Below are 11,089 nucleotides of genomic sequence, written 5' to 3'. Positions count from 1 at the left end.
CCTTGGCTGCGCCCGTCGCCCCGCCGATGACCGCGATGTTGAGCGCGTCATTGGCGAGCAGCGCGACGATGCCGAGCGTCTTGTGGTCCTGCGCCTGCACAGCAGTTGAAACGATCATCGTTCCAGCGGTCAGTAAGGCAAGCAAAAGCCTTTTCATCTGGGAAATCCTCCTCTCCCGTTGGTGCCGGCCCATGGCGGACCGACCGTTCCCTCTCCTCGGACTCGACCAGGGGCGCCGGGACACCGGCTTCGCCGTGTCCGTCGGGCACCCCTGCCGGCCGCTTGCATGCACCCCTCCGCTGCGGCTCTCACGAGCCAACATGAGACAGAGGCGCCTGCCGCTTGATCTTGGTACCGGTACCATATGGCAGTTTTAGCAGACCGGCAATAGCCGCCGTCAACCCGCCCGAGAAATTCGCCGTTGCGACATCACATGCGATTTGAAATCGACGAGTTCACGTTGCCAAGCTGATTTTTCTTGTTATCGGTATCAGGCTAGGGCTATGGCTGAGGCGGTCTAAGTGGAGAGCGCCGCGAGCGCGTAACAGCTCGAGCGAGATGGGAGCAGACATGAAAGTGACCTATGACTTTTCCGGCAAGAACGTCATCCTGATCGGCGGGACGACCGGCATCGGGCGGGCAACGGCGCTGGCCTTCGCCAAGGCCGGAGCCAATCTCTACGTCTCCGGCATCGGCGCGGACTCCGGAGAAAGCCTCAAGACAGAGGTCAAGCCGCTTGGCGTCGAGATCGAATTCGAGGAAGTCGACGTTCGCGACAGCAAGGCGATGGCGGCCCTGCACAAGCATGCCTTCGAGCGGTTCGGGCGCATCGACATCGCCTTCAACAATGCCGGCGTCCCGGGCAAGACCGTGCCAGTGCACGAGCTCGATGACGAAGATTACGACCTGCTGATGGACGTCAATCTGCGCGGCATCTTCAACGGCCTCAGGCATCAGGTCCCGCACATGACCGCCAAGGGCGGCGGCGCGATCGTCAACACCTCGTCGCTGTTCGGCGTCATGGGCTTCGCCACGACCGCGGTCTATTGCGCCAGCAAGTGGGGCGTGATCGGCCTCACCAACTCGGTGGCGTTGGAAGTCGCGCGCAAGAACATCCGCGTCAACGCCATCGCGCCTGGCTCGGTGATGACGCCGCTGCTGCGCGGCATGTTCGGCAGCGAGCAGAGCGCCAAGGACACGGTGCTGCCGATGATCCCGATGGGCCGCATCAGCGACCCGTCCGAAATCGCGCAGCTGGTGCTTTTCCTGTCATCGGACGCCGCATCCTTCATCACCGGGCAGGCCGTGGTGATCGACGGCGGCGGCTTCGTCGCGGGCGCCGACAAGCTCTGACGCTTTCAAGGCTGGGGCACAGCCCCCAGCCTTGTTCCTCTTCATTCAGGCGACGCAGCTCTTCTCGCCCTTGGCGAGGGCGATCTCCACCACTTGGAGACCTTTGTCCGTCAGTCGCGACGGGAATGTCGTGCGTAGCCGGTCTTCATGCACCGGTATCACCCTGCGCACCTCGCCACCGACCGATTTCAGCATCTCGGCGCTGGAGAAGATCAGATTGTGCTGGCTGCCGACGGCAAGCCCGATGGGCACGATCTGCGGCGCTGCCGGATCGAGCCCGGTCAGGTTGTCGTAGGTGTAGATGAGATCGCCGGCGAAGATCCAGCGATCCTCGCCGGCGCTGGTGCCGTCGTTGCGGACAGTCACATACATGCTGCCATAAGTGTGGGTGTCGGCGGCGAGATGGACGTCGATCCCCGGCAGCACGTTCTCCTGGTCGCCATCGATGCAGATCATGCGACCTTCCTTCGCCGCCTCGACCGCTCGCACGATATCGGCCGGATCGCCGCCGCCGACGAGGAACCGGTATTCCGGCCCGAGCGTGAGCGCCCACACCCATTTGTCCAACTCGCTCTTCTGGACGTAGAATTTGGCGTTGGGGAACAGATGCATGGCGCCCATATGGTCGAAATGGGCATGGGTAATGAAGACGCTGGTCACGTCCTCCGGCTTCACGCCGCATTCGGCGAGGACCGCGCGCGGACCGTGATAGTTCGAGACGCCATAGGCGGTGGCCAGTTGCTCGCCGTAAGCGACATGGTCGTAGCCGGTATCGATCAGGATGGTTTCGCCACCGCCCTTCAGCAGCGCGTAGGCATAGGGAAGCTTGCGCGTGCCCTGGTGCTGCGGCCCGTACATCATGACGCTGAAGGGGAACTTCTCCACCGCCGCGTATTCGAGCACCCAGATCGAGTAGTGTGCCATTCAATCCTCCTGATTGATTAGATGCCTTGCCCGGACAGGCCCGGCGCGTGGACGGCGCAACAGGCCTGTCCGAAATCGATGAGCTCGAAGCCGGGCAACAGGCGCGACGTCGCCCGCAGATGGTCGCTCGTCGCGCGAAGTGCGCGTGTCAGCGTGTCGAACCGTTTGTCCGACCTGTCCTGCGCCCCGCGGCACGCCGTCGCCGCGGCGCAGGCTTCCATGAGCGTCTCGGCCGCACCGCGCATGTGATGGTAGTGGTGCGCGGCCGGCTCTGGCGCCTGCAGGCCGCGAACCGCTTCTGCCGCTTGCATGACGGCCTGTCTTGTTCCAGCCAAAGCGCCCTCGGCCAGCGCCGCCTGGCGGCGCGACGTCAGCAGGAACAGCGCGTAGCCGGACAGTTGGGTCATGGTCTGGCTGATCAATTGCTGCGCGTCACGCGCGGAATCGGCATAGCGCAGCAGCGACTGCTCCGTCACGCCGACGCAGGAATACACGCCCATTGCAATCCTCCACGCCGGCATCGCGGCGTCCTCCTCGCTTGGGCATTACCCGATTTTGATATCGGTAACAACAGAATTGCTGCAATCGGCGCCAACGGCTTGTTTGTTCGATAAGGGAATGATTTGATGCGCCCCGGCCGGACCGAGCGTAACCAAGATGCCCAGGCGATCCTCTCAGAACCAAGAAAGACGCAATGGCAGCGCCAGAATGCGCGACGTAGCGGTTCGCGCCGGTGTCTCCACCATGACCGTCTCGCGGGTCCTGAACGAGCCCGGCAAAGTGTCAGAGGAGATGCGCGAGCGTGTGCTGACGGCGGTCCGCGAGATCGGCTATCTGCCGAACCATCTGGCGGGCAGCTTGTCCTCGAATCGCTCAACGACCATCGGGCTGATCGTTCCAAGCATCGACAACTCGATCTACACGCAGACGATCAAGGGCCTGTCAGAGGTCCTGAAGCGCTCTGGTTTCCAGCTGATGATCGCGGAATCGGGCTATGATCCCAATGAGGAAGAGGAGCTCATCACCGTCTTCCTCAGCCACCGGGTCGGCGGGCTCGTCCTGCACAGCACCGAGCATACGCCACAGGCGATCGAGAAGATCCGCAAGTCGGGCATTCCGGTCGTCGAGAACGGCAACATCCCCAAAGAGCCGCTCGACATGGTCGTAAGCTATTCAAATCGCGATGCTTCTTACGCGATGACCATGCATCTGGGCAGGCTCGGCTATCGCAAGATCGCCTTCGCCAGCCTCTATACCGTGCATAATGACCGCTCGCAGGACCGCCTCAAGGGATACCTGGCGGCGCTCAAGCAATTGGGTCACGAACCTGATCCGCGCATGGTCCTGGAAACGGGACGCGGCCTTGCCGCTGGCGCCGAAGTAGTCGCGCGGGTAATGCAGAGCGTGCCGGAGGTCGACGCGCTTTTCTGCGCCGGCGAAGTCCTGGCCGTCGGCGCGCTGTTCGAGTGCCAGCGACGCGGCTGGTCAGTACCCGGCCGCATCGCGCTCGCCAGTTTCGACGACGTCGACCTGTTGCGGCATGTCAGCCCCTCCATCACCACCTTGCGGCTGCCGCGCTACGACATAGGCGAGCGGACGGCGCGGATCCTGCTCAGCCGCATCATCGACGGCGCCGATCACCTGCGCGGCAGCGTCGTCGACCTCAAGTTCGAAGTGATCCAGCGCGAGAGCACCTGACCCACCCCGAGCACCGGTATCGCAACACGGCTCCCCGCTTTTCTGCGATTGCATTCTGTTACCGGTACCAATATAAAGTCGAGACCTGCGCAGCAGTCGCCTGCCTGGCGGACTATCGTAGGAATGAGGGGCTTGGCAATGCTCGCAGAATGGCGGAACAGGATTTGAGCTTGTCGAAGGAAGCTGAGAGAGCAGCGCCCTCCACCCGGGCGAAGCCGCTCAACGAATGCACCGCCTTGATCACCGGCTCCACCGCGGGTCTCGGGCAGGCGATGGCTGCAAGGCTTGCAGAGGCCGGTTGCGGCGTAATACTGCACGGTCTGGAAGACGCCGAGCAGATCGAGGCGCAACGCGACGATCTCGCCCGTAAGACGGGCGCCCGTGTTGCCTACCACAAGGCCGATCTCTCGACGCTATCGGGCGTCGAAGGACTGATCAATGCTGCGATGTCGGTGCTCGGTCCGATCGACATCCTCGTCAACAATGCTGTCGTCCGGCACTTCGCTCCGGTCATAGAGTTCCCGACCGAGCAATGGGACCTGGCGCTGGCGGTCAACCTCTCCGCCGCGTTCCACGCCATCCGGCTTCTGCTCCCGAACATGCGCAGCCGGAATTTCGGCCGGATCTTCAACATTACCTCCGTCTACGGCATGCGCGGAACGACCGATCGCGTCGGCTATGTGACAACGAAGTCTGCTATCCTCGGCTTGACCCGCGCCGTGGCGTTGGAGAACCTGGATCGCGACGTGACCTGTCACAGCCTCTGCCCGGGTTCGGTGCTGACGCCCGGCACGGAAGAACGGGTGGAGAGGCTAATGGCCGAGCGCCGCATCGACCGGACGGCGGCCGAGCGGCTCTTCCTCGAGGGCAAGCAGCCGGGCGGCAACTTCGTCTCGGCCGGGAGCATCTCGGACCTGCTCGTCTTCCTGTGCGGGCCGATCGCCCGGGACATGACCGGATCGGTACTGCCGGTCGAAGCAGGCTGGCTGGCAAGTTGAGCTAGGGTCGAAGCAGACCGGCATCGCCTGCGCGGGAGTAATGTCTAGAGGAGCGATCCATGGACGAATTGTACGAAGTCTACGCCGTCCGTTACGGCCACCACGACCGCAACGCGGCAGCGAATTTCATCGGCGGCGACCCGCATGACGGGCCGATGCCGCTCGACTATTTCGTCTGGGCGATCGTCGGCAAGTCGCGCACTTTCGTGTTCGATACGGGCTTCGACGCGAAAGTCGCGGACCGGCGCCAGCGAAATCTGCTGCGCCCGGTCGGCGATGGATTGAAGATGATCGGCATCGATCCGGACAAGGTCGAGGACGTCATTATCTCGCATATGCATTTCGACCATGCCGGCAATCACGAGCTGTTCCCGAAGGCTCGCTATCACGTCCAGGACGTGGAGATGGCCTACTGCACGGGACGCTGCATGTGCCACAGCTATCTCAGGCATCCGTTCGACTATGAGGACGTGGCCAGCATGATCGGCAAGCTCTATGCCGGGCGCGTGACCTTCCATGACGGCGTCTCCGAGGTCGCTCCGAACCTCACCGTGCATCGTGTCGGCGGCCACTCAAAGGGCCTGCAGGTGATCCGGGTGAAGACGCAGCGCGGGTGGGTGGTGCTGGGCTCCGACGCATCGCATTTCTACGCCAATTTCGAGCAGAACCGGCCCTTCCCGGTGCTGGAAAGCGCAACCGACATGCTGGACGGCTACGCCACCATGAAGAAGCTCGCCAGCACGCCGAACCACATCATCCCGGGCCACGATCCGCTGGTGCTCGCCCGCTATCCCGCGGCGCTGGCGGGCGTGGACGACATCGTGCGCCTCGACCTCGACCCGATCGCCGGAGCGCCGTGAGCGCCTTTTTGATCGGCGCCCCTGATGGTCGAAAGCCTTGGGGCGTTCGTCGCAAAATCGTATGGAGACGACAATGACTGATCTCAAGCTCGGGCTGGCTGGCGCCGGCAGGATGGGAACGCCGATGGCGAAGCGCCTGATGGCGGCAGGCTATAGCGTGAGCGTCTATGACACCAATGCGGCCGCCGTCGAGGCATTGGCCGCGCAGGGCGCCGGCAAGGCCGCGACACCCGCGGAGCTGGCGAAGCGCTGCGACGTGGTCCTGCTTTCGCTGCCGACGCCGGAGATCGTGCAGGCCGTCTGCCTTGGCCAAGACGGGCTCACCTCCGCCAAGGGCGCGAGCATCGTCATCGACCTCTCGACCACCGGTCCGCGGACGGAGCGCCTTGTCGCGCAAGGCCTCAAGGCGGCCGGCATCTCGCTGGCCGACTGTCCGGTGAGCGGCGGCGTGGGCGGCGCCGAGAAGGGCACGCTGGCGATGATGGCCGCCTGCGACGACGCGACGATGGAAACGATCCGCCCGGTGCTCGAAACGCTAGGCAAGCCGGTCCATGTCGGCCTGGAGCCCGGCATGGGCCAGATGATCAAAGTGATCAACAATTTGATGTCGGTGACGGCTTTGTCGATCGCTTCCGAGGCGCTCGTGCTCGGCACCAAGGCCGGGCTCGATCCGGACGTCATGCTTGAGGTCATCAATTCGGGCAGCGGCAGTTCCAACGCGACATTGACCAAGATCCCGAAATTCGTCCTTACCCGCGGCTTCGATTTCGGCTTCGCCATCGGGCTGTCGGCCAAGGACATTCGCCTTTGTCTCGAGGAGAGCGACGCGCTGGGCGTGCCGATGATCGTCGGCGGCGCGGTGCGGCAGTTGCTGACCGTGGCGAAGAGCGACCTCGGCGCCGATGCGGACCTGACCGAAATCATCAAGCCGATCGAGGGTTGGGCCGGCGTGACGGTCGCCAGCAAGAAGGCCCAGGCCTGACGCCGGCCGGAACGAGTCCGATGAGCGGCACTTCCCCTCAGGCGATTGCTCCGGGCCTGTCGCGCAGGCTTGCCGCGTTCGTGCGCAATTCGCAATGGAACGACGTGCCGGAGCCGGTGTGCGAGCATGCGCTGCGCGCCCTCTTCAACGGCTTCGGGACCGCGCTTGGAGGTTCGTCCGACCAGGCGATCCTGCGCCTTGCGGCGAGCCTCGCGCCCTTCTCGGCGGGGTCGGCGGCGACCGTTGTCGGTCATGGCGCGAAGCGGGATGCGTCGACCGCTGCCTTTCTCAACGCCGCGTCAATGAACGTGTTCGATTTCGACGACACCCATCAAGGCACGATCATCCATCCGACCGCGCCCGTGGCCCCCGTCGTCCTTGCCCTCGCCGAACTACGGCCGGTCAGCGGGACCGAGCTTCTGCATGCCTTCGTTCTCGGCGTGGAGGTGACCTGCCGGATCGGCAACGCGATCTCGCCGGGCCACTACAATCGCGGCTGGCACATCACGTCGACCTGCGGAATCTTCGGCGCCGCGGTAGCCGCGGCGAAGCTGCTCGATCTGACCGAGGAGGAAATCCTCTGGGCCTTCGGCAATGCGTCCGCCCAGGCTTCGGGTCTCGTCGAGACACTGGGCTTCATGGCGAAGAGCGTGGGCGTCGGCACCGCCGCGCGCGGAGGCCTGCTCGCGGCGCTGATGGCGAAGGGCGGGGTCGAAGGACCGCCGATGCCCCTCGAAGGCCCGCGCGGTTTCCTCAAGGTGTTGTGCCACGCGCCAAAGCCTGAGCTGATCGAGCGCGAACTCGGCAGCGACTGGGAAAACCTGCGCAACATGTTCAAGCCATATCCCTGCGGCGTGGTGCTCAACCCCGTTATCGACGCATGCCTTGACCTGCATCGGAAACCTGATTTCTCCGCCGATCTCGTCAGCGACATCACCGTGCGCGGCTGCCCTCTGCTCAAGGCCCGCGCCGACAGGCCCGATGTCACCACGGGCAGGGAAGCGCAGGTCAGCGCGCAGCATGCTGTCGCCGTCGCCCTGTTGCGCGGCACGGCCGGCGCCGCCGATTTCAGCGACGCGGCTGTGAACGATCCTGACGTGAAGGCATTGCGCGCCAAGGTGCGTCCGATCGAGACGGACGAAGCCATTCCGGTCGAGGCGGCCTATGTCTCCGTCCGCTGCAGCGATGGGGCGCATTTCGAGGTGCGCGAGCTGGCCGCCACGGGCAGTCCGGCACGGCCGATGACGGACGCCGCGCTGCGCGATAAGTTCGCCGCCCTCGCCGAGTACGGCAGCCCGGCGATCGATGCCGGCGCGCTTGCCGATAGCCTGTGGGCGCTTCGCGACGTCAGCGACGTCGGTTCGATCATGGCGCTGGCCCGGCCAAAGGCATAGGCCGCACGCCGTCGTGCCCGACCTCAGCGATTGTGCTGCGGCGGCTTCCAGACATGGGTGGAGATGATGTCCCTCAGTTCCGTGCGCACGGCACGGAACAGCGGCCGGAATGTCGAGGACATCGGTTTCTGCGACGAGGTCGCGAGGATCAGCTTGCGGGTGATCTGCGGGTCGAACGGCCAGACCTCGATACGGCCGGCTTCGGCAAGCAGGTGCACGGACGCATAGGGCAGGACCGTGTAGCCGCCGCCCTCCTCGACAAGCAGCAGCGTCGACGGCATCGCCTCCAATTCCATCTCGATGCGCGGGTAGATGCCGTGCTCGGCGACGATGTTGTCGATCAGCCGGCGCAGGCCATGCGGCCGGCTTGGCAGGATCATCGGCAGTTCCGCTAGCACGCCGAGGCCAACCGGACCGCGCGGCAGCAGAGGCTCGGGCAGCGCCGGGCCGATCAGGAAAAGCTCGTCATCGGCAAGCGGCTCGGTCAGCACCGAAGGGTGATTGGGCGAGTTGTAAAGCACCGCAGCGTCGATGCGGCCGGCGATCAGCCACTCCAGGATGTGGCCGCTGAAGCCTTCGATGACCTGCAGGGCGACGTTCGGGAACTCGTTCTTGATCTTCTTGACCAGCGGCACCGTCAGCACCGTCCCGACGGAGGGCGGAACGCCGAGCACCAACCTGCCGCGTGGCGAAGCCCTGAGATTGGATACGGCGTTCTGCGCGAGCCGCATGCGCTCGACGATCTCGTCGGCATGCGATTTCAGGAGCGCTCCGGCTTCGGTCAGCACCACGCCGCGACCGTTGCGGTGGAACAACTCGACGCCGAGCTCTTCCTCGAGCCCGCGGATATGGCGCGTGATCATCGGCTGGGTGACATTAAGGTCGAGGGCGGCCTTCGAGAAGCTGCCCGCCGAGCCGACGGCGATGAATACCTGAAGCTGCTTCGTGTCCAACTCAAACCACCCAACCCGCCGCCGGGCGGTGCCTGCCCGAAGCCTTTCTACGTGCGGAAAGGATATTTCACGCCGCGCACGTTCAGGAACACGGCATAGACCGAAGTCGTCGCCGTGATGAAGAGCCGATTGTGCCGCGCGCCGCCAAATGCCACATTCGCCACCATCTCCGGCACCAGGATCTTGCCGATCAATTCACCGGCCGGCGTGTGGCACTGGACGCCGTCCCAAGCGCTGATCCAGAGGTTGCCGGCGATATCAATCCGAAACCCGTCCGGAATGCCCGGCGATATTTCGGCGAACACACGCGAATTTACCAGCCTGTCGCCGGCAACGTCAAACGACCTGACGTGGTGCGGCGCGCTGCGGTCGGTCAGATAACCGGAATCGGCGATGTAGAGCGTCTTCTCGTCGGGCGAGAAGGCAAGGCCGTTGGGCATCGAAAAATCATCGGCGACGACAGCGATGCGGCCGGATTGCGGATCGATGCGGTAGACGCGGCAACCGGGCTGCTCCTGGTCGGCCCGGCGCCCGACATAATCGGAGATGATGCCGTAGTTGGGATCGGTGAACCAGATGCTGCCGTCCGACTTGACCACCACATCGTTCGGCGAGTTGAGCCGCCTTCCCTCGAAGGAGTCCGCGAGCACGGTGATCGAGCCGTCCCATTCGGTACGCACGACACGGCGCTCGCCCTGCATGCAGGTGACAAGCCTGCCTTCGCGGTCGCGGGTGCTGCCGTTCGGATTAGCGACATTGCCGCGGAACAGCGAAACCGCGCCGGTCTCCTCGTCCCAGCGCAGCATGCGGTCGTTGGGAATGTCGCTCCAGACCAACGTGCGCAGGTCGGCGAAATAGACCGGCCCTTCCGCCCAGCGGTTGCCGGTGTGCAGCGTCTCTAGGAAGGCGACCGGATCGATAAGGTCGCCGAAGCGCGGATCGATGATCTCGTAGCAGGACATCGGCTGTCTCGCTTATGGCAGGCGAATGGCGATGGTGTGGATTGGCGGACCGGACGGTGGACCGTGCGACCCGCCAATATTCAGCGCTGGACGAACGGGGCCGGAATGGAGTTCCCGGCATCGATCCAGACGCTCTTTTCCTGGAGATATTCGTAGATGGCGGTGCGGCCGTTCTCGCGGCCAAAGCCCGACTGCTTGTAGCCGCCAAAGGGCGAGAGATAGCTCGTCGCGCGGTACATGTTGACCCACACGATGCCGGCTTCCAGCCGGTCCGGCAGCCGGATGCCGCGTCCTATGTCCTGCGTCCACAATCCGGCGGCGAGGCCATAGATGCTGTCGTTGGCGATGGCAACGGCTTCGTCCTCATCCTCGAACGGAATGATCGAAAGAACCGGGCCGAACACCTCTTCCTGGGCGATGCGCATCGACTGGCTGACATAGCCGAAGATGGTCGGCTCGACGAACCAGCCATCGGCGATCGCCTTGTCCTCCGGCACCTTGCCGCCGAGAAGCTGCTGGGCGCCCTCGTCCCGGGCGATGCCGATATAGTCGAGGACCTTCTTGTGTTGCGGCAGCGTCGTGATTGGCCCGACCTGGGTATCGGGATCGAGCGGGTCGCCGATCCTGGCGGTTTTCGCGAACGCGACCAGCTTTTCGGCCACCTGATCGTAGACGGAGCGCTGCACCAGCGCCCGCGAGCCGGCAATGCAGGTCTGGCCGGTCGCGGCGAAGATGCCCGAGACCAGCCCGGGGATCGCGGCCTCCAGCTTGGCGTCGGCGAAGACGATGTTCGCCGACTTGCCGCCGAGCTCCAGCGTCACCTTCTTCAGCCCGCCGGCCGCGGCCTGGTAGACGCGCCGGCCGGTGGCGTCGCCGCCGGTGAAGGCGACCTTCGCCACGCCGGGATGCGTGACCATGCGGTCGCCGATCTCGTGGCCGAAGCCGGTGATGATGCTGACGACTCC

The 11,089-nt window shown here is 64.5% G+C and carries 11 protein-coding genes; 6 read left to right on the top strand and 5 right to left on the bottom strand.

What is annotated here, in order from left to right:
* Window positions 1-570 precede the first annotated feature (570 nt).
* Complete coding sequence (locus tag EOA28_RS11750) at window positions 571-1,353, top strand: SDR family NAD(P)-dependent oxidoreductase (RefSeq protein WP_189342018.1); 783 nt, start codon at window positions 571-573, stop codon at window positions 1,351-1,353.
* A gap of 45 nt (window positions 1,354-1,398) precedes the next feature.
* Here EOA28_RS11750 and EOA28_RS11745 read toward each other — a convergent pair whose 3' ends face one another.
* Window positions 1,399-2,277 (bottom strand): N-acyl homoserine lactonase family protein, encoded by an 879-nt coding sequence (locus tag EOA28_RS11745; protein ID WP_126081373.1) that lies wholly within the window; start codon window positions 2,275-2,277, stop codon window positions 1,399-1,401.
* Between the two features lie 17 nt (window positions 2,278-2,294).
* On the bottom strand, window positions 2,295-2,777 hold the full coding sequence (locus tag EOA28_RS11740; RefSeq protein ID WP_126081372.1) for a hypothetical protein: 483 nt from the start codon (window positions 2,775-2,777) through the stop codon (window positions 2,295-2,297).
* 208 nt (window positions 2,778-2,985) lie between these two features.
* On the opposite strand from EOA28_RS11740, the gene EOA28_RS11735 reads away from it, so the two are divergent.
* The 5 genes from EOA28_RS11735 (at window position 2,986) to EOA28_RS11715 (ending at window position 8,209) form a co-directional block, all read left to right on the top strand.
* Window positions 2,986-3,975 (top strand): LacI family DNA-binding transcriptional regulator, encoded by a 990-nt coding sequence (locus tag EOA28_RS11735; RefSeq protein ID WP_210212043.1) that lies wholly within the window; start codon window positions 2,986-2,988, stop codon window positions 3,973-3,975.
* A gap of 170 nt (window positions 3,976-4,145) precedes the next feature.
* Window positions 4,146-4,973 (top strand): SDR family NAD(P)-dependent oxidoreductase, encoded by an 828-nt coding sequence (locus EOA28_RS11730; protein WP_210211603.1) that lies wholly within the window; start codon window positions 4,146-4,148, stop codon window positions 4,971-4,973.
* Between the two features lie 59 nt (window positions 4,974-5,032).
* Window positions 5,033-5,833: an N-acyl homoserine lactonase family protein gene (locus EOA28_RS11725; RefSeq protein WP_128314908.1), complete on the top strand. Its 801-nt coding sequence runs from the start codon at window positions 5,033-5,035 to the stop codon at window positions 5,831-5,833.
* 37 nt (window positions 5,834-5,870) lie between these two features.
* A complete protein-coding gene (locus EOA28_RS11720; protein WP_292019070.1) occupies window positions 5,871-6,815 on the top strand; it encodes an NAD(P)-dependent oxidoreductase in 945 nt (314 codons plus the stop codon).
* Window positions 6,816-6,835: 20 nt separating this feature from the next.
* On the top strand, window positions 6,836-8,209 hold the full coding sequence (locus EOA28_RS11715; protein WP_128314907.1) for an MmgE/PrpD family protein: 1,374 nt from the start codon (window positions 6,836-6,838) through the stop codon (window positions 8,207-8,209).
* Between the two features lie 23 nt (window positions 8,210-8,232).
* On the opposite strand, the gene EOA28_RS11710 is transcribed toward EOA28_RS11715, so the two are convergent.
* From EOA28_RS11710 to EOA28_RS11700, 3 genes are all read right to left on the bottom strand, one after another.
* Window positions 8,233-9,162, bottom strand: a complete 930-nt coding sequence (locus tag EOA28_RS11710; protein ID WP_126081366.1) for a LysR substrate-binding domain-containing protein — start codon at window positions 9,160-9,162, stop codon at window positions 8,233-8,235.
* A gap of 47 nt (window positions 9,163-9,209) precedes the next feature.
* On the bottom strand, window positions 9,210-10,124 hold the full coding sequence (locus EOA28_RS11705) for an SMP-30/gluconolactonase/LRE family protein (protein ID WP_126081365.1): 915 nt from the start codon (window positions 10,122-10,124) through the stop codon (window positions 9,210-9,212).
* Window positions 10,125-10,204: 80 nt separating this feature from the next.
* Window positions 10,205-11,089: aldehyde dehydrogenase family protein (locus EOA28_RS11700; RefSeq protein ID WP_128314906.1), on the bottom strand; the 885-nt coding region annotated here is incomplete at its 5' end.

Source organism: Mesorhizobium sp. M2A.F.Ca.ET.067.02.1.1, from assembly GCF_004023285.1.
In the GTDB taxonomy this organism is placed as follows: domain Bacteria; phylum Pseudomonadota; class Alphaproteobacteria; order Rhizobiales; family Rhizobiaceae; genus Mesorhizobium.
Note: the sequence above shows the minus strand (reverse complement) of the source record. Positions and strands in the feature narration are given on the sequence as shown.